We start from the raw sequence: 18,956 nt of genomic DNA on the forward strand, positions 1-18,956 counted from the left end.
CTTTCCTCTCATCTGTTTTTCCTTTTACTTATTAATAAGTCCGTTCTTCGCCTTGAGAAGTCAAAATCACAGGACCATCTTTAGTGATAACAAACTGGTGTTCGTATTGACATGATAAACTTCCGTCAAGTGTAACGTAACCACGTTCACCATCATGGTCAATTTCCCAACCCCCAGTGTTAATCATTGGTTCAATGGTTAAGACCATTCCTTCGCGTAAACGAAGTCCACGTCCAGCACGTCCGTAGTGGGGCACCATTGGTTCTTCATGCATTGTTGGTCCAACGCCATGTCCTACAAGGTCACGAACGACACCATAGCCACGACTTTCAGCGTACTCTTGAATAGCTGACCCAATATCACCAATGCGGTTGCCTACTTTGGCTTGTTCAATTCCAAGATAGAGACATTCGCGGGTCACATCCATCAAGTTTTTTACTTCGTCAGAAACTTGGCCTACAGCATAAGCCCAGCAAGAGTCAGCAACGCCACCGCGGAATTCTTCTTGATATTTAACCATTGATTCAGCATCGTCAAAATTAAGTTTTGAAACATCAACAGAACCATCTTCAACCAACCCGAGAACCATGTCAACCTTAATCAAATCACCATCTTTAAGAATTTGATGACGTGGAAATGCGTGAGCCACTTCATCATTCAAACAGCAGCAAGTAGCATAAGGGAATGGATTATAATTTCCTTCATCCACTCCGATTTGTAAAGGTAAAACATTTTTTTCTTTACAAACTTTGCGGACATATTCTTCAATTTCCCACATGTCAATCCCTGGTTTAATCAACTCACGAAGCCCAATGTGGATATCTGCCAAAATTTTGCTACTACGTTCCATTTGCTCGATTTCACGTTGCGATTTTAATGTAATCAATTTATTCTTTCCTTCTAAAGTTCTGAGAAAAACTCAGTTCTTTTTATTTAAATTAATGTTTTGAAGTGACTCATACTTCATCGAAAAATAAATTTTCATTTACTGGGGTTACTGAATCCTTATAAGATAGTATTTATGACTTTATCTATAAGAATTTTCTTCGACAATCATGAGCCTTTTCAAAATTACTTTGAATGCTAATTCAACTGAACAGATTTTTTTGTAATCCAAAACAGTCTATTTAGTATAAATACACTTTATTTTACCATAAATTTCCCTATAACTAGGTGTTTTTTATATAAATTGGCAGTAAAACTTCATCTACCAATTCATTAATTTGCTTATCATTCATGGATTGACCTTCAAGGAGCATATGATAACGGGTCATCTGGAAAGGTAAAAGCTTAGCTGTTTGCCCAATTTTTTCACGCGCTTCCCCTCTTTCCTGAGCCCTTGCAAGCAAGCGTTCCATAATAATCAGATTACTTGGAAGGACATTGCCAACAGTCGATTCAAGAACATTTTTTCCTTGTGACTGCATAAATGAAACGAAGGCCAGAAATCCTTTGGGATAGAGTTTAAAATTCTCTCTCATAAAGGTTAAAAGTTCAATTAAATCTTGCCGCAAGCTCCCACTGTTAATTTCTTGGTCTATCACATTTCCTCGCCACTCAGGATTTTGTGAAATATTGAAACGGACAGCTTCAAAAATTAAGTCAAAAACATCATCCCAATAACGATAAAGTACGCTTCGTGTGGTTTTGGCTTCTTTTGCAACATTTTGAAAGGTTACTTTTTCATAGCCTTCATTTTCTAAAATATGAACTGCAGCTTTATAAATTGCTTTCTTAAGTTCATCCCCTCTTCTTCGAGAATGATTAGGTGATTTTTTTTCTTTTTCTTCAAACATAAGAGACCTCGTGTTTCTTAATTCTATTATAACATCATCTTTATCTAATACCAACAAATCAAATTAGATACAAAAAGAATCTTATTGTTGACAAAACTTATTCTTAGGTTTATAATAATTTTGTATTTAAGATACAAAATGTATGTTATTTTTAAATTATAATTCCTAAGTTTTGATAACTTAGTTTTCGCTCAGACGAAAGAAAGGATTAACATGGCAAAATCAAAAAAGAATGAAAAAGAAAAATTGCCAAAAGAATTGACGCGAAATGCTTGGATTTTAGCCATTGGTGCTATTGCTCCAATGCTTGATTCAACCATGGTCAATATCGCAATCAACAAACTTCAAAGTGACTTACATACTTCACTAGACATGATTCAGTGGGCAATTACAGGCTACGTTCTTGCACTTGCTGTAGCCGTCCCTGTCTGTGGTTATGTTGTCAATCACATTGATGGAAAAAAAGTAATGCAGTGGTCACTCCTTAGTTTTGGACTTTTTAGCTTTTTATCTGGAATTGCTTGGAATATTGATAGTTTTATCATTTTCCGAGCTGTTCAAGGATTTTCAGCTGGTTTTATCACTTTACTGATGACAACCCTGCTAATGCAAATTACGCCTCCAGATAAACTTGGTCAATTGATGGCTGTTGTCTCAACTCCTATTATTCTTGGACCAATTATCGGGCCAGTACTTGGTGGTGCAATTGTATCTGGAGCAAATTGGCACTGGATTTTCTATGTTAATATTCCGGTAGTAATTATTGCAGTCCTCCTTAATCATTTTTATCTAAGTTCTTTCAAACCTTTCAACCCTAAAGCTAAACTAGATTGGTTTGGAACACTCCTTTTGGCTGGCGGTTCTGTGGGATTAATTTACGGAATGATGAAGGGTTCAACTAATGCTAAAAATTTTTTCAATAGTCAAATGATTACTTTTGTCATCATTGGCTTAGCCTTGTTTGTTATTTACGGAATTTATAATCGCATTCGCAAAAATAATACTGTTCTTCCGCTCAGATTTTTCAAATCTAAAAACTTCACTGCAGCGAATATTGGAATCTTTTTAGCTGGAATTGCTTCTAATGGACCTATGCTTTTACTGCCACTTTTCTTTCAAAATATAAAAGGCTTTACAGCCGTTGAAGCAGGTCTAATGTTGATTCCTCAAGGGATTGGTATGATGGTGACACGACCATTGATTGGGAAGATGATTGACCGTATGGGAGCTCGTCCTGTAGTACTTGTTTCCCTGGCTATTTCCCTTCTTGGAACAATTCCTTTCATTTTTGTTCACGAAAATACAAATTTGATTTGGTTGGGATTGGTTTTATTTGTTCGTGGAATGGGAATTGGTGGTTTGCAAATGCCAATGATGACTGATATTTTCATTGGTTTAGACAAACAAGATATCCCTGGTGCATCAGTAGGACAAAGAATCATTCAAAACGTTGGTTCATCTTTTGGTTCAGCCGTCATCTCGGCAGTTGTGACGGCGGTTGTGACGTCTGAAATTGCTGAACAGATGACAACTAAACTACATCAATTAGCGGCGATGCACACCAATTTAACACCGACTGTCATTGCAAGAGCAAAAACTTCTGTTGAAAAAGCGGTCACGCTTAATGGTTATCAACTTGGCTTTCTTGTCTCTTCGATTGTTTTAATTGTGATTGCTATTCCAGCCATGTTCCTTTCACAAAAGAAGGTCAACAAATAAAATTCGTAGTTTTTAGCTTTGATTTCACTTGTTTTTTGATATAATTGAATTGAATTATCTCAATAATAGATAGATGAACTTTAATCAATTAACTGAGCTTGGAGCGCTAAATTGTATGGCTCCTTGCATCTTATAGGAGAGTGAAAAAATGCCATTAGCAAAAATTGTATATGCAAGTATGACAGGAAATACTGAAGCTTGTGCCGATATTGTCGCTGATAAACTTGAAGAATTAGGTTTTGAAGTAGAACTTGACGAATGTTCTTCTGTTGATGCCGATGAGATGGCTGATGCTGATCTTTGTATCGTTGGAACTTACACTTACGGTGACGGTGAATTACCTGACGAAATTGTCGATTTTTATGAAGAATTAGCTGAGGTTGATTTATCTGGTAAAATTTACGGTTGTTTCGGGTCAGGTGATACTTTCTATGATGACTTCTGTATCTGTGTCGATATGTTTGAAGCGCAATTTGAAAAAACTGGCGCAACAAAAGGAGCTGAACTTGTTCGTGTTGACTTGTCTCCTGAAGATGAAGACGAAGCTCATCTCGAAGCCTTTGCGGAAACTTTGGCGGCTCACTTTAACTGATTGAGCTAAGATTAAATCCGTAAAATCTACTGACAAAAAGAAAATGGGAATGAAAAAGCTATTGACGAAAATCTCGTCAGTAGCTTTTCTTATCCACCGATTCCATGCTCACGTTGGTCGCATTGAACTGATGGAATTTCCGTCAGTAACTTTTTTGATGTCTGTCAGTAATTTTTTATTTATTTGACCATTTCAATCTCACTGTCAAAATATTGCTCTTGAAAATGAACTGCTTTTTCAATTTCTGATTTTGTGAAATTTTCAGTTGGACTGGTCAGTACCCATTTGTCCTCAACATCATCTTTTCTGTGGACAATAGCAATAAGTTTTCCAGTGAATGTCTGAAGGGCTTTTTGGTTTTCGGGCAAATTTGACAAAATATAAACATCTTGTTCTTCGCCGTCTCCTGCAATTATTCCTTCAATGTATCCGTAATTTATTGGATAAGTTGTTCCATGATGAACATAACCCATTGGGCGGTCCATTTTTGCAGTGTAAATCTTCATATCCACCTCCATTTTTACTGACAGCACCGAGAAAATTTCTGTCATAGGATAGTCGTTAGCGCTTGAGCGCTTACGAATATGCTAGGAGTTTCTGTCAGTAATTTTATAATGAAAACATCAAAATTCCAGCTGCTACAGCCACATTTAAAGATTCTGTTTGTCCTGGCATGTCAATATGAACGAGTTTGTCAGCAGCTTTAATGGCTTCGTCAGAAACTCCAGCCCCTTCATTTCCCATAATCAATGCAAAACGTGGTTCATTGATTATTTTATAAGACACAGAATTTGCTGACAGCGTGGTCGTCAATATTGAAATGCCTGCTTTTTTAAGTTGAGCAAAACAATCTTCTTTAGCCATTCGTACAAGAGGCAAATGAAAATTTGAGCCTTGCATAGACCGCATGACCTTTGGACTGTAAATATCTGCGGTTTCGCCAAGTAATATAACAGCCGAAAATCCAGCCGCATCAGCTGTTCTAATCATTGTCCCTACATTTCCTGGGTCTTGTACGTTTTCTAAAAGTAAAAATTTTGCTGCTGAAAAATCAATGACTTCTTCAATTTTTGTCACTTCAGCAATCAGTCCTTGTGGACTTTCGCTGTCAGCTAAAGATTTCAACACTTCTTTACTGACCAGATTTACAGATAAGTCTGTCAGTGATTTTTCAGACCCAATCATTTCTGTCAGTTTAGTCAGTTTATTTTCTTCAACAAAAATTTGCTTTATTGAACGACCAGCTTTCAGCGCTTCCTCCAACAAATGAAATCCTTCGATGAGATATGAATTTTTGCGGTATTTTTTTGTCAGCAATTTTCTTGCTTCTTTAATTTTTTTATTATCTTTTGAACTGATGATTTCCATTCTCCAATTATATCATAGCCAGTAAGGCGAAACAAAGTTTTACATTGCCAGTATCCCATTGCATTGATAATCAAATGAAGTGTAAGATAGCTGTCGCCACTTTACTGGCTTACAGATATGCTAGTTCTTTCATCTAAAAAGGATAATTTCCCACTGAGTGATTGTGACTTATGAAAAACATAGATCCCTTTGGTTTGGACAGCAAAGCATAAGCAGTGAAACTTTTATCAGATTTTTGTCAATCTTGCTGGTGCTTATGTTATAATAAAAGAAAACGTTTCAATTATTATCATTTCAACAACATAAAGCTAGGAGGTCTTAAGATGTTCAAAGTAAAAATGATTGTTTCTGGGCGCGTTCAGGGCGTCGGATTTCGTTATTTTGTTATCATAAGTGCGCGTGAACTGGGCATTTTAGGGCGTGTTTGGAATAATGATGACGGTACAGTTGAAATTCTCGCGCAAACAGAGGACGAAAAAAAATTAGAAGAATTCACTGCCATTGTTCGTGGGGAAAAATCAAGTAAAGGACGTCTTTCACCCTTTGCTAAAGTCACTGATGTCAAATCAATCCCTGCAAATTTTCCTGATTTCACAGACTTCAATATCAAATATTAGAAATTAAAAAATACTAACAAAAAGCTTGTCAGTTCAATGCGACTGAAACGAGCATTGAAGCGGCAGATAAGAAAAATTACTGACGGAAATTCCGTCAGTAATTTTTTACATTTACATTTTATTCTTTATCAGCAAGTTTATCCACAAATTCCAAAACGGTCAGTAAATTTCGCTTATCAATATGATAGGAAACAGCAGCTTTGACCGCAGGTTTTGCACAAAAGGCAATCCCAATACCAGCTGTATTTAGCATTGGAATATCATTTGCGCCATCACCTACAGCAATAACCTCAGATAAATTCAACTTATTTTCATTTGCCCATTGTTTAAGCCTATCAACTTTGAAATCTTTATCCACAACTGTCCCATGAGTTTTTCCAGTCAAATGGCCATTTTCCACAGACAAACGATTAGCAAAAACATAATCTATTTTTAAATCTCTTGCGATTTTATCCACTATTTCATGAAAACCACCAGAAACAAGGCCAACTTTCCAGCCTTTCGCATGCAAAGTTTCAATTAATCCCGTTGCACCCTTAGTTAAATGAATTTCTTTGTAAACATCGTCAAAAATAGTTGTGGGCAAACCAGAAAGCAAAGCCACCCTTTCTCTCAAAGATTCCTTAAAATCAATTTCGCCAGACATGGCGGCAGCCGTAATTTCTGAAATCTTATCACCCATACCCGCTTTTCCCCCTAAGAGATCAATGACCTCTTCTTCAATCAATGTGCTATCCACATCCATCACAAGTAATCCTTTTGCAGCCATTTTCTTCCTTTTCCATTCGTTTTTTAAACTATACTCTGATTTTCAATTAAGCGAACACGAATAATATTATCAGCAGCCTCAAAACGTGAAACTAAAGCCGCCAACTTTCCTTCATCTTTTTCATCCAAATCAAGTAAAGTATAGGCATAATCTCCTTGACCACGATTAACAATATTAGCAATATTAATATTTTCTGCTGCCACCGCAAGTGAAATTTGAGCCACAACATTAGGCACATTTTTATTGATTAAGGTCACACGATAAAGCGTATTCAACTCTTGCAAAACACGTGGAAAATTGACTGAATTAATAATTTCGCCAGTTTTCAAATAAGTTTGAACAGAATCCAGAGCCATTCTTGTGCAATTTAAACTGGCTTCCGCCGTTGAACCACCTAAATGAGGAGTTAAAAAAACTTGTGGATGATGATAAAATTTTTCAGAACCAAAATCCGTTCCAAAAAAGCGGACAATTCCCTCATCAATCGCTTTAAGCACTGCTTCTTTATCCGTAATCTCATCTCGTGCATAATTGAGCAAAATCACTCCCTTTTTACACTTAGATAAATTTTTCCAATTGAGCATTTTCGTCGTTTCATCCGTCGCTGGCGTATGAACCGTGATATAATCTGCCTTCTCAAAAATCTCAGCCAAATCATTCACTCTTTTAACATGATGTGACAAGTTCCAAGCGTGCTCAATTGAAAGATAAGGGTCATAACCAATAACTTTCATTCCTAAACGCTGTGCATCATTGGCAACTTTTGAACCAATATTCCCAAGGCCAATTACCCCTAAAGTTTTTCCTGAAATTTCAGAACCAGAAAACGCCTTTTTCCCATGTTCAACCGCCCCATCAATGGTATTATCATCGCCTTTTTGACCAGTCAACCATTTGTTTGCTGGTTTTAAATTACGCGTTCCAAAAATCATCATTGACAAAACTAATTCTTTAACCGCATTGGCATTCCCACCAGGCGCATTAAAGACTACAATCCCTTTACTAGCACACTTTTCTATCGGAATATTATTAAAACCAGCACCAGCACGTCCAATCGCCAAAAGCGCTTTGGAAAATTCATAATCGTGGAAAGGCTGAGCCCGACAAATAAATGCGTCAGATTCAGCTTCTGACACTTGATTAACAAGAAAGCCTTCGCCAATTTCATCTAATGCAATTTGGTCGATATTATTTCCAATTGTTTTGATATGATAAGTCATTTATATCCCTCTTCAAATTCTTTCATAAATTTCACTAATTCAACAACCCCCTCTAAAGGAAAAGCGTTGTAAATACTTGCTCTCATTCCTCCCACGGAACGATGACCTTTGAGTGATTTGAAACCTTTTTCTTCAGCTTTTTGGGTGAATAGCTCATCCAATTCTTGGCTTGGACTTGTAAAAACAACATTGCAAATCGACCGCTCATCTTTATTTTTGATTGGGTTCTGATAAAAGTCAGATTGGTCAATTAAATCATACAACAATTGAGCTTTTCTCTGATTCATTTCTTCGAGTTTTTTTACGCCACCTTGCGCTTTTACCCATTTGAAAACCAGCCCGGCCACATAAATAGCAAAAGTCGGCGGGGTATTGTACATCGAGCCATTTTCAACCAAAATCTGATAATCCATCATTGATGAGAGGCTTTCAGCTTCATTCAATAAGTCTTCACGAATAATGACAATGGTTAAACCAGCAATACCTAAATTTTTCTGAGCTCCAGCGTAAATTAAGCCAAATTTACTCACATCATAATCAACCGCCAAAATATTTGAACTCATATCAGCAACCAAAGGAAGGCTTGCAAACTCAGGCAAATTTTCAGGAAAAATACTTGTTCCTTCAATCGTATTATTCGTTGTCAAATGGAGATAGGCCCCATTTTTTTCATCAATTTTAGATTTATCAATTTTCAATAGATGATTATAATTATCTTTTTTAGTTGAGCCCAAACTAATCGGTATTAAATCAAGGAAATGACTCAATTTCACCGCTTCATCATAAGCCTTTTCACCAAAGGCGCCCGAAATATTGTAATAAGCCTTTTTGCCAATTGCCAAATTCATTGGAACCATTGAAAATTGACTGGAAGCTCCCCCTTGTAAAAACAAAATTTTATAGTTTTGAGGAATCGACATCAAATCACGCAAATCGTTCTCAGCCTCATCAATTACTTTTTGGAAAGCCTTGGAGCGATGCGAAATTTCCATCACTGACATACCACTTTTTTCAAAGTCTAACAGTTCTTCTTGAACCTTCTTCAAGACTTCCTTTGGAAGTACACTGGGTCCTGCGCCAAAATTATAAATCATCGATTTCACTTCCTCAAATTATTTATTAATCACTATTATAGTATAATTTTCTGATAATTCAAATATAAAAAAATACTGTTCGACAAAAAAGCACAGTCAACTGTGTTTTTCTATCTTAACAGTAATTTACCAATTTAATAAATCAAGTAAGAGCATGTTCCATTCAACCTCTTTGGCATAGAAAATATTCCCACCATTAGAGTAGAGTTTTCCTTTATTATAAATCAATGAATCCAGAGTCAAATGATAATAAGTTTCACCCGTTGTATTTCCTAAACTTGGCGCAACGACATCACGAGAATAATCCTTAGAAAGAGCGATAGTATTCTTTCCACCATGGGCAGCTATGTAATCAACATAGGCTTTCCCATAGTTATAAGCCTGAACTCCTGCCCAAGCGTCGACCTTTTTTTGTGAAGCGTATTCTAAAACTTTTGACAAATTAGAAATACCTTGTTTAATACTTTCTTGTTCTGTTGAGAAAGTATTTGTTGTGCCATTCAAGCTTTCACTTGATTGCATAATATCAACTTGTTTTCCTTTAGTTTCTGTATAAATAATTGCCAAAGCCAACTTTGTATCACCACTCAATCCTTGTGCTTTAAGGCTTTTTTTGACCTCTGCCTCATAAGACATTACGTGTTTCACATTTTCATGCATACGGTAAACATAAAAACCACTGAATACAAGAAGTATCAGTACTATTAATCCAATTAATTTTTTAAACATTTCACTTACCTAAATTTTCTGACTGCTCTTATTCTTTACTAGCACATATCATTATTTTTTGCAGTCATTTTTTATATATGTTCTATTATAACACTTCTCTTTTAAATTTAGCTTAACATTAAAAAATTAGACAAATTTTCTTTGTCTAATTTTTTGATATTATAAGGGAAATTGACGAGTCAGTTCTAAAGCTGCTTTCCTAACTTCCGCAAGTTTTTCTTGATTATCGTGATTAACCAAAGCTTCTGAGACCAATTGTGCAACTTTTTTCGCTTCAACTTCTTTAAATCCTCTTGAAGTAATCGCTGCTGCTCCAATTCGCACCCCTGAAGTTTTAAATGGTGATAATGTTTCATCAGGAATTGCTTCTTTATTGAGTGTGATGTGAACACTATCCAATAAATCTTGAGCTTCTTTCCCATTAATTCCTAAGTCTAAAACTTTAAGATTAAGCAAATGATTATCTGAACCACCAGCTATCAATCGTAAGCCTTCCACTTTAGCAAATTCCTCAGCCATTGCTTGCGTATTTTTAATGACTTGTTCAATATAGGTTGTGAATTCTGGATCAAGTGCTTCTTTAAAAGCTACTGCTTTTGCTGCAATGACATGTTCTAAAGGCCCACCTTGAGTTCCAGGGAAGATTGCAGAGTTAATTTTCTTGGCCAAAGCTTCATCATTAGTCAAAATCATTCCACCACGTGGTCCACGGAGTGTCTTATGAGTTGTTGTTGTAACGACATCAGCATAAGGAAGTGGATTAGGATGCGCACCAGTCGCTACCAATCCAGCAATATGTGCCATATCAACCATTAATTTTGCTCCAACACTATCAGCGATTTCACGGAACTTAGCAAAATCAATCAGGCGTGAATAGGCAGAAGCGCCAGCAACAATCAGTTTAGGTTGAACTTCTTTAGCAATTTTTAAAATTTCATCATAATCTAAAAGCTCAGTTTCAGAATTAACTCCATAAGGAACAAAATGATAAGTTTTTCCTGAAAAATTGACTGAAGCTCCATGAGTCAAGTGACCGCCAGCATTTAAATCCATTCCTAAGACTGTGTCTCCAGGTTGAATTAATGCCATATAAGCTGCCGCATTGGCTTGAGAACCTGAATGAGGTTGAACATTGGCAAATTTTGCACCAAAAAGTTCTTTTGCTCGTTCAATAGCCAAATTTTCTACAACATCAACCGCTTCTGTTCCGCCATAATAACGTTTCCCAGGATAACCTTCGGCATATTTATTTGTCAAAACAGAACCTTGTGCTGCCATAACTGCTTTTGAAACAATATTTTCTGAAGCAATTAATTCAATATTTTGTTGCTGACGAATTTCCTCAGCATGAATGGCTGCCCACAATTCTGGGTCAAAACTTTCAAAATCTTCTTTATCAAAAATCATTGGTTCTCCTTGTATGTCTTTTGGGATATTTTAAAAAATATAAGTAGAATTTTATAGTCATTGGCGCTATAAACTTAATCAGTTAATTTTAGTTTACTTTCGCAAGCAAACTTTCAACTCTAAAACTATTATATCGGCTAAAGGCTCTTTTTTGAAATAAGTTGGCTTGTAAATCTCATCATTGCCAAAGAATGTTCGGAAATTTTTAGATTACTTTTTTCAGCTTATTTTATTCAATTTGACCAAGTTCAGGAACTTTTTTAAGTAATTCTTCTTTAGTAACAGCCCCTTGACGCAGTAATTTTGGTTTTTCTTGCGTCAAATCGATGATTGTTGTATCTAGTCCATAGATGCTATCATCTTGAACAGCGACTGCGGCATTTTCTAAAATTTCAGGACTTAAATCGGCAAAGAAACTTGGACTTTTAGAACCACTTAAATTGGCAGAAGGTCCGACCAAAACACCGACCTCTTTGATAATTTTTTTAGTTACTGCAATATTTGGCATTCTAAAACCAACAGTACTTTTTCCAATATGAATCCATTCAGGAACATCTTTAGATGCCTCTAAAATAATAGTTAAAGGGCCAGGAAGAAAGGCTTCCACAATTTTTTGAAGATAAACTGGTTGATTGATTGAATATTTTAAAATATCTTCAAAGCTTGAAATATTCATATTTAAAGCTTTTTCTGTTGGACGTCCTTTGACTGAATAGAGTTTTTGGACTGCTTCTTCATTCATCGCATCTGCAAAGAGACCGTAAACTGTTTCTGTCGGTAAAATAGCTAACTGACCAGATTTTAGTGCTTTGATAGCTCTAGCTGATAAGCGGTTTTTATTATTATTCTCTTTTTCTGACTGCTTGTCTAGTTCTTTTTGTAATGTTTTTGCTTCAATAAAAAGATTTTCTCTAATATTTTTCAAATCATCTGGTACTTTGTAGGGACGACGAAAAAGAAAGCCAATAATACCATAAAATCCACCTTCGACTTTTTCAAGTTCGTTAGCAAAATTATTGAGTCCCCCTTGCACGAACTTCAAATTTTCTTTAGCTTGGTCTATCTTGTTTGACTCAACCAAAGTTTTGATATCTTTTAATTGCACTTGCAAAAAAGAGGACATTGTTCGTAAATCATTTTCAACTTTCATTTTAACTTCTTTCTTAAATATATTTTATCTTTTAACTGAACTTTTCCTTCAAAAATAGGATGATCATAATTATCAAGAAAATAATTGGAAATTTTATGAGTAATTGTGAAGCCGCATTTTTCATAGAAAGCTACATTGTTTGAAACATCATCTGTTCCAAGAATTAGCTCATCAGCTGCTAAATTTTCTTTCAAATATGTGATGAGTTGTTTCATCATTTGCTGACCGAATCCTTGTCCTTGAAAACTAGTTTCTACCGCGAAATTCTCAATTTCAAAAGTATTTTTTTGTTTTTTTATGACTACAGCACAGGCAACGGTCTTGCCATTTTTTAAAGACAGAGTAAATAAATCTCCATTTTCCAGATAATTTTCTAAATGTGGTCCATCATCAGCTAATAATAATATTGGTAAAAAATCTTCTTTTTGCTGAAATACTTGTTCAAAAATTAAAGAATTCATTTTTCTCCTTAAATATTGCAACAGTAGCTTTTATCACTTGACACTAATCATTCGATCTTTTCCAAATATATCCTGATGAATACTAACAAGCTTGTCAGTAAATTTTTCTTGAAAAATAGCTTGCACAGCTTGCCCTTGCTTATAGCCGATTTCCAAATAAATTTTTCCATTATCGGTCAGATGATTGACCGCTTGGTCAGCAATTTTTTGATAAATTGCTAATCCCTGATTTTCCGCAAAAAGCGCTAAATCAGGTTCATATTTAATGACAGAATTATCCATTTCGTAAGTTTCATCAAAAGCAATATATGGCGGATTAGAAACGATAATATCAAAGCTGTCAGTAATTTTATCTAGTACATCTGATTGAACGAATTCCAAATTAGCCTGATTTATTTCAGCATTTTCAGCTGCTAAAGTTAGTGCCTCTTTAGAAATATCAGAAGCTTTTACTGTCCAATTTTCACGCGCTTGAGCTAGAGAAATGGCAATCGCTCCTGACCCTGTTCCAATATCTAAAATTTTGAGGGAATCATTCTCATTTTCAGCCAAAATCATTTCCACTAATTCTTCAGTTTCAGGACGAGGAATTAAAACACGCTTATCGACCTTCAATTTCAAATCACGGAATTCTGCCCAACCCACTATATATTGTGGAGGCTCATTTTGATGAAGACGTTCTGACACTTCTGTCAGTAATTTTAATTCTTGGTCAGTAATTTTTTCTCGCATCAAATTCAACCAAGATAATTTATCAAGTTCATGTAAATTTCGCCAGACAAATTCCAACTCAAAAGGGTCTTCTAAATCTGCTGACAAAGTTCGCACAGCTTCAATCCAAAGCATTTTTCTTTTTCTACTTTCCAATATTAATTATTTTTCTAATATCTTTTTAAATTACTCTTCCAAGTATAGCAAAAAAGCCCAATAAAATCAGGCTTAATCAATCTTTCAGTTTAATGTAAATCCTTGCTTTTTCAAAAATTTGGCAACATCCTCACGCCGTGGCTTTGTCAGAAAATTGCTCATTTCCTGCGTCCAATCAGTAGACTTTTGATGATGACTCCGATTGGCATAGTAATCTGAAGTTTGTTCATTATAAGCCTGTAAATCACTCACTGTCACACGATTATAAGCATTAACTGACAAAATATTTGCTCTTGGTAAACGTGGTTTAACTTCATTTCGTGTTTTTGGCATCCCAATTGTAAGACCAAAAAGTGGAACAGTCAATTCTGGTAAATTCAGTAACTCTGCCACTTTAGCAATATCATTACGAATCCCACCAATATAACAGATTCCAAGCCCCATAGATTCTGCAGCTATCGCCATATTCTGTGCAGCAATTGTAGTATCAACAATGGCAACCGTCAATGCTTCCATATTCTGGAGAGCCTTCACGTCCTTATTTTCCGTCTGTAAAATCTGAGCTTGTCGATACCAGTCAGCCACAAATATATAAAAAACACCTGTTTGATTCACATAATCATCTGAACCTGATATCCTAGCCAGTTCACGACGTAATTCATTATCCGCTATCTCAATGATTGAATAAGCTTGTAGAAAATTAGATGAAGCTCCAGACTGTGCAGCTTTTAGCAACAACTCCTTGACATCAGCTGACAAAGGCTTCTCTTTAAAATCACGAACTGATGCGTGGAGCAACATTTTTTCAATCGTTGGATTCATGATTGTTTCATCATTCATCAAAATAAGTTCCTCACTACTAATAATTTTTATAAATAATCATTATTTTACAAGATTCTCTACTAAATAAGAGGTGAAATTCGAGTTAAAAGATAAGCACATAAAGGGATTTTTACTTCTTGAGCTGGAAAAAGCAAAGCATACTGCTTTCGATTTTGATTTGTTTCGGAAACCAACTCTTCTAAAGTTCCAAGTTTTGCTCCAAGTTCTGAGAAAGATTGACGTAAAGGATTTTTACTATATTTTCCCAATTCAGACAAAGGTAAACTTTTATTGGTCCGACTCCAGTCTTCATCTTTTTTTACTTCTTGCCAAAGTCGACAATATTGCTTTTCTTTATAATTTTCAATTGACATCCGAGTTCTTTGCGCTCGGTGCAAATGCTTAGAAAGAGACTCCATCTTTTCAGCAACTACCCAAACATCTCCATTTCCCCCCCTACAATAAAGTAAATCAAAAGATAAATCAAAGCCTTTGACCTTAAAAATAGTCACATCTGTTGAAACATTATTCACCTTTTTCGAAGTTTGCATTTTCCTATTTTCATGTCCCACTTCTCGAATAACAAAATCTTCAAATTCAAAATTTATTATTTATTTAATTCTTCTAATTTTTTAGTTTGGTCATAGACAATCAAAGCATCAATCACTTCATCCATTTTCCCAGATAAAATACTATCCAACTTTTGTAAAGTTAAGCCAATCCGGTGATCAGTCACACGGTTTTGTGGGAAATTGTAAGTTCTAATCCGCTCAGAACGATCCCCAGTTCCGACAGTTGATTTACGTTCTGCATTTTGCTTATCCAATTCAATTTGTTGATAGTAATCAAAGACTTTTGTATTCAACAATTTAATAGCTTTATCCCGATTTTTTTGTTGCGTCCGTTCTTCTTGCATTTCCACTTTAATCCCAGTTGGTAAATGGACCATACGTACCGCAGTAGCAACCTTATTGACATTCTGTCCACCAGCACCAGAGGCATGGTAAATATCCACACGTAAATCTTTTTGGTCGATTGTCATCTCAAATTCTTCAACCTCAGGCATAACAAGAACAGTAGCCGTTGATGTATGGACCCGCCCTTGTGTTTCGGTTACAGGAACACGTTGTACTCGGTGAGCACCAGATTCATATTTCAATTTTGAATAAACAGATGGACCAGAAATTAAAGCTGAAACCTCTTTATATCCACCAATTCCGGTGATGTTTGCTTCCATAATTTCAAACTTCCAACCTTGTGATTCAGAAAAATGTTGGTACATATTCAACAAATCACCAGCAAAAAGTGCAGCTTCATCACCACCAGCAGCTCCACGAATTTCTAAAATAATATTTTTTCCATCATTTGGGTCTTTTGGCAAAAGCAAAATTTTGATTTCTTCTTCCAAAAGCTCTTTTTGTGATTTTGCTGATGAAAGTTCTTCTTTGAGCATTTCTTTCATATCATCATCAAGTCCACCTTCGCCAAGCATTTCTTCACTATCAGAAATTGTTTCAAGAACTTTTTTGTATTCATTATAAGTCGCTACTTTATCACGTAAATCTGCTTCTTCACGCGATAATTCCATAAAACGCTTTGTATCCGAAACCACCTCAGGGTCAGACAATAACTCACCCAATTCTTCATATCTTCCAACTATTGATTCTAACTGATCAAACATTTCTCTATTTCCTTTAATTATTTTTTAGTTTGTAATGGTAAATTTTTGGCCATATTGACAAACGAATCCCATTGTGTCACATCTTGCAGCATGTCTTTTTTAAAAATCATCACTTGATTTCTACCTTGAAAAAAGTGCACACGATCTGAAAAAATTTCGACATTACGTACATTCATTTGAGCTTTAATTTGTTCCTCTGTCACATACATATCAAGTTCTTGTGGCTTAAAATTTTTCAAAAAACGACTTTTCAATTGCCAATGTAAAAAAAGATTTCCTAAAACAAGAACAAGTAAAGCAGAAACAACCGGCCAAAGCCATTGCCCCTTACTCATAAATAAATTAATAACCAAAAAAATAAGCATAATTCCTGAAAAAACAAGCATCATCCGCTTGGTCATTTGACCAAGAATTCTTTGATAATCCTCACCAGTAATCGTTCCTTTAAAATGATAAAACATCGAGTTCCTCCCTCTTGATATAAAGTCTGTTCGTGTAAAATTCTAATCTTATTTTTTAAATTTCTGGCTTAAAATAATGTTTACGACAAACAGGAATATAGGTTTCGTTTCCACCAATCTGCAACTGTTCACCTTCATAAACTGGTTTTCCATCAATTGTCCGAATCACCATTGTTGCCTTTTTACTACAATACCAACAAATTGTTTTAATTTCTTCGATTTTGTCCGCAAGCAAAAGTAAATATTTTGAGCCTTCAAAAAGCTCATTACGAAAATCATTTTTCAAACCAAAAGCCATGACTGGAACATTTAGTTCATCCACAACACGCGCAAAATCATAGACATGTTTTTTATTTAAAAATTGTGCCTCGTCAATCAGCACACAAAAAGGTTTAGCTGGCAGGCTGTTCACATAATCAAAAACAGACATTTCCTCATCAATTGCGACAGCTTCAGCTTTCATCCCGATTCGACTAGCAACTGTCCCAACCCCTGCGCGTGTATCTAGACTAGAAGTCATTAATAAAACAGGCTTACCCTGTTCCTCATAATTATAAGCCACTTTCAAAATCTCAATTGATTTCCCTGAATTCATCGTCCCATATTTGAAATATAATTGCGCCATTACTTTTCCTTTTATTTTTTAGCTTCTATACCATTGATATCAAAAGTTCTGTACTTCAAAATCTTTAAAGATTACTTCATAAACTTTCTCGATTTCTCTAATTTTTACTCAATGAGGTCAAATTAAAACACAACTTAAATTATATCATATTTCATTTATATTTTAACCCTTCTCTCTGCTTTATTAAACCTTCAAAGATTGGAAAGGTTACTTCATTTAATGTATATCTTTATAATTTCTTAGCAATAAGGTCCTTTTATCTATTTTTTTATTTTTTTCTTGCACTCGAGATGAAAACACCTATTCTGGAATTTCTTAAAATAAAAAAACCAATATTTTTGTTATTGGCTTTTTTACTTTTAAAATTTCTAATAAGCTCCTCGCTGATTTTTGTATTTTAAATCCTGCATTAACTATTGTTATCTTTTATTTTCAGTATATCATCAAAACAAAAAATAATAAGAGTTTTGTGCTCCCTAAACTTAGTAAAAAGTTTAATCTTGGAAAACTGATTTTAGAAAAATCTTTTAGATAGCCTTTATCGTTACTTCAATATTACCTTGAGTAGCGCGGGAATATGGGCAAGTTTTATGTGTTAGTTTCAAGAGTTCTTCTGTTTCTTCAGCACTCACTCCTTCGATATGTCCTGTAATATCAACTCCTAATACTACATCTGGAATTTCATTTTGACTTAAATTATAGAGAGAAACTGTAACTTCAATAGTTGATTCACCCTCTATATTTTTTGATTTTTTAATATAGTCTAAAGCACTATTAAAACAAGCGCTATATCCTGCAGCAAATAATTGCTCTGGATTTGTCGCTCCTTCAACCTTTCTGCCTGGTGCAATAATATCTAAATTAAAACTTTTATCTGGAGAATGGACTTCGCCATTTCGACCGCCAGTATTTATCATTTTTGTAGAAAATATTTTTTTCATTGAAATCCCCCTTTTGTATTGTTTACAATATAATTGTACTAAATACAATCACGTTTGACAAATATATAGATTCAGATATAATGAAATGATGGGAGAAAATATGACAGACAATATTCTTAGTAAGGAATTATGCTTTCAATTATACATTGCTTCAAAGGAAATTATAAAAAAATATAATTCTTATTTAAATAGATATTCGCTTACTTATACTGGATTTATCGCTATGTTAGCAATTGAAAACGAGATGACAATAAATAAATTAGGCGATGAACTCTCTTTAGATTCTGGTACATTAAGCCCTCTACTAAAAAGATTGGAAGCAAAAGGATACATTATAAGAAAACGTTCTGATAAAGATGAAAGAAGTGTTGAGTTATTTCTCACAGATAAGGGAGCACAAGTTAAAAAGGAATTACCTTCTATCTCTCTTGAAATTGGTGACAGTTTAGTTTCTTGCAACGAGAATATTAATTATGACTTACTTCTCTCGCAATTACTTACTTTAAATAAAAGTTTGAAAACAGAGATTTAAATATTTTTTATTTATTATACATCTTTTACAGCCTGATCAGATTTTGCTCGAATATCTTGAACTTCTCGCAATGCTTGATCATTGTCCTGTCCAATAATTATCCGC

General features: G+C 34.9%; 23 protein-coding genes. 5 read left to right on the top strand and 18 right to left on the bottom strand.

The features are described 5' to 3' along the window. Nucleotides 1–31 precede the first annotated feature (31 nt). Nucleotides 32–886, bottom strand: coding sequence for a methionyl aminopeptidase (locus tag PYW37_RS09575; protein ID WP_025016863.1), 855 nt, complete (start codon nucleotides 884–886; stop codon nucleotides 32–34). A 283-nt stretch (nucleotides 887–1,169) separates the two neighbouring features. Next, entirely contained in the window at nucleotides 1,170–1,796 is a 627-nt protein-coding gene (locus PYW37_RS09580; RefSeq protein ID WP_003129518.1) for a TetR/AcrR family transcriptional regulator, read from the bottom strand. Nucleotides 1,797–2,009: 213 nt separating this feature from the next. Here PYW37_RS09580 and PYW37_RS09585 point away from each other — a divergent pair, with 213 nt between their 5' ends. The 3 genes from PYW37_RS09585 to PYW37_RS09595 all read left to right on the top strand — a co-directional run bounded on the left by PYW37_RS09585 (nucleotide 2,010) and on the right by PYW37_RS09595 (nucleotide 4,294). Beyond that, on the top strand, nucleotides 2,010–3,515 hold the full coding sequence (locus tag PYW37_RS09585; protein WP_025016864.1) for an MDR family MFS transporter: 1,506 nt from the start codon (nucleotides 2,010–2,012) through the stop codon (nucleotides 3,513–3,515). A gap of 148 nt (nucleotides 3,516–3,663) precedes the next feature. Beyond that, nucleotides 3,664–4,107 (top strand): flavodoxin, encoded by a 444-nt coding sequence (locus PYW37_RS09590; protein ID WP_003129515.1) that lies wholly within the window; start codon nucleotides 3,664–3,666, stop codon nucleotides 4,105–4,107. A 49-nt stretch (nucleotides 4,108–4,156) separates the two neighbouring features. Then, nucleotides 4,157–4,294: a hypothetical protein gene (locus PYW37_RS09595; protein ID WP_023189538.1), complete on the top strand. Its 138-nt coding sequence runs from the start codon at nucleotides 4,157–4,159 to the stop codon at nucleotides 4,292–4,294. On the opposite strand, the gene PYW37_RS09600 is transcribed toward PYW37_RS09595, so the two are convergent. Together PYW37_RS09600 and PYW37_RS09605 are read right to left on the bottom strand one after the other, a co-directional pair. Beyond that, a complete protein-coding gene (locus tag PYW37_RS09600; protein ID WP_023189537.1) occupies nucleotides 4,287–4,658 on the bottom strand; it encodes an inorganic diphosphatase in 372 nt (123 codons plus the stop codon). The genes PYW37_RS09595 and PYW37_RS09600 overlap by 8 nt on opposite strands. 58 nt (nucleotides 4,659–4,716) lie before the next feature. Beyond that, the gene (locus tag PYW37_RS09605) at nucleotides 4,717–5,475 is read right to left on the bottom strand and encodes a TrmH family RNA methyltransferase (protein WP_025016865.1); all 759 of its coding nucleotides are present in this window, start codon (nucleotides 5,473–5,475) and stop codon (nucleotides 4,717–4,719) included. A 323-nt stretch (nucleotides 5,476–5,798) separates the two neighbouring features. Here PYW37_RS09605 and PYW37_RS09610 point away from each other — a divergent pair, with 323 nt between their 5' ends. Beyond that, nucleotides 5,799–6,092, top strand: a complete 294-nt coding sequence (locus PYW37_RS09610; protein WP_023189535.1) for an acylphosphatase — start codon at nucleotides 5,799–5,801, stop codon at nucleotides 6,090–6,092. 118 nt (nucleotides 6,093–6,210) lie between these two features. Here the strand turns inward: PYW37_RS09610 and serB are convergent, their stop codons facing one another. The 14 genes from serB to PYW37_RS09680 all read right to left on the bottom strand — a co-directional run bounded on the left by serB (nucleotide 6,211) and on the right by PYW37_RS09680 (nucleotide 18,319). Beyond that, complete coding sequence (gene serB / locus PYW37_RS09615; RefSeq protein ID WP_023189534.1) at nucleotides 6,211–6,861, bottom strand: phosphoserine phosphatase SerB; 651 nt, start codon at nucleotides 6,859–6,861, stop codon at nucleotides 6,211–6,213. Nucleotides 6,862–6,884: 23 nt separating this feature from the next. After that, complete coding sequence (locus PYW37_RS09620) at nucleotides 6,885–8,081, bottom strand: phosphoglycerate dehydrogenase (protein ID WP_023189533.1); 1,197 nt, start codon at nucleotides 8,079–8,081, stop codon at nucleotides 6,885–6,887. Further along, nucleotides 8,078–9,175: a phosphoserine transaminase gene (serC, locus tag PYW37_RS09625; RefSeq protein ID WP_023189532.1), complete on the bottom strand. Its 1,098-nt coding sequence runs from the start codon at nucleotides 9,173–9,175 to the stop codon at nucleotides 8,078–8,080. The genes PYW37_RS09620 and serC overlap by 4 nt, the downstream gene beginning before the upstream one ends. A gap of 126 nt (nucleotides 9,176–9,301) precedes the next feature. Then, nucleotides 9,302–9,904, bottom strand: a complete 603-nt coding sequence (locus PYW37_RS09630; protein ID WP_021723140.1) for a lysozyme family protein — start codon at nucleotides 9,902–9,904, stop codon at nucleotides 9,302–9,304. A 159-nt stretch (nucleotides 9,905–10,063) separates the two neighbouring features. After that, nucleotides 10,064–11,311, bottom strand: coding sequence for a serine hydroxymethyltransferase (gene glyA, locus PYW37_RS09635; protein WP_021723141.1), 1,248 nt, complete (start codon nucleotides 11,309–11,311; stop codon nucleotides 10,064–10,066). A gap of 229 nt (nucleotides 11,312–11,540) precedes the next feature. Continuing rightward, a complete protein-coding gene (locus tag PYW37_RS13320) occupies nucleotides 11,541–12,125 on the bottom strand; it encodes an L-threonylcarbamoyladenylate synthase (RefSeq protein WP_032943445.1) in 585 nt (194 codons plus the stop codon). A gap of 332 nt (nucleotides 12,126–12,457) precedes the next feature. Next, a complete protein-coding gene (locus tag PYW37_RS09645; protein ID WP_012897311.1) occupies nucleotides 12,458–12,922 on the bottom strand; it encodes a GNAT family N-acetyltransferase in 465 nt (154 codons plus the stop codon). A 33-nt stretch (nucleotides 12,923–12,955) separates the two neighbouring features. Further along, the gene (prmC, locus tag PYW37_RS09650; protein WP_023189531.1) at nucleotides 12,956–13,768 is read right to left on the bottom strand and encodes a peptide chain release factor N(5)-glutamine methyltransferase; all 813 of its coding nucleotides are present in this window, start codon (nucleotides 13,766–13,768) and stop codon (nucleotides 12,956–12,958) included. A 105-nt stretch (nucleotides 13,769–13,873) separates the two neighbouring features. Next, the gene (gene nfsA / locus PYW37_RS09655) at nucleotides 13,874–14,629 is read right to left on the bottom strand and encodes an oxygen-insensitive NADPH nitroreductase (protein ID WP_023189530.1); all 756 of its coding nucleotides are present in this window, start codon (nucleotides 14,627–14,629) and stop codon (nucleotides 13,874–13,876) included. A gap of 62 nt (nucleotides 14,630–14,691) precedes the next feature. Further along, nucleotides 14,692–15,219, bottom strand: a complete 528-nt coding sequence (locus tag PYW37_RS09660; protein ID WP_025016868.1) for a hypothetical protein — start codon at nucleotides 15,217–15,219, stop codon at nucleotides 14,692–14,694. After that, nucleotides 15,219–16,292, bottom strand: coding sequence for a peptide chain release factor 1 (gene prfA, locus PYW37_RS09665; RefSeq protein WP_003129495.1), 1,074 nt, complete (start codon nucleotides 16,290–16,292; stop codon nucleotides 15,219–15,221). Before prfA ends, PYW37_RS09660 begins: the two co-directional genes overlap by 1 nt. 17 nt (nucleotides 16,293–16,309) lie before the next feature. Further along, a complete protein-coding gene (locus PYW37_RS09670) occupies nucleotides 16,310–16,753 on the bottom strand; it encodes a hypothetical protein (protein WP_025016869.1) in 444 nt (147 codons plus the stop codon). Between the two features lie 55 nt (nucleotides 16,754–16,808). Then, nucleotides 16,809–17,378 (bottom strand): thymidine kinase, encoded by a 570-nt coding sequence (locus PYW37_RS09675; RefSeq protein WP_023189527.1) that lies wholly within the window; start codon nucleotides 17,376–17,378, stop codon nucleotides 16,809–16,811. 527 nt (nucleotides 17,379–17,905) lie between these two features. After that, nucleotides 17,906–18,319 carry an Ohr family peroxiredoxin gene (locus PYW37_RS09680; RefSeq protein ID WP_017864190.1) on the bottom strand — a complete coding sequence of 138 codons (414 nt, stop codon included), beginning with the start codon at nucleotides 18,317–18,319 and terminating at the stop codon, nucleotides 17,906–17,908. Between the two features lie 100 nt (nucleotides 18,320–18,419). Here PYW37_RS09680 and PYW37_RS09685 point away from each other — a divergent pair, with 100 nt between their 5' ends. After that, nucleotides 18,420–18,851: a MarR family winged helix-turn-helix transcriptional regulator gene (locus PYW37_RS09685; protein ID WP_025016870.1), complete on the top strand. Its 432-nt coding sequence runs from the start codon at nucleotides 18,420–18,422 to the stop codon at nucleotides 18,849–18,851. The last annotated feature ends 105 nt before the right edge of the window (nucleotides 18,852–18,956 follow it).

The sequence above is a fragment of the Lactococcus lactis genome (assembly GCF_029023865.1).
GTDB classification, from domain to species: Bacteria; Bacillota; Bacilli; order Lactobacillales; family Streptococcaceae; genus Lactococcus; species Lactococcus lactis.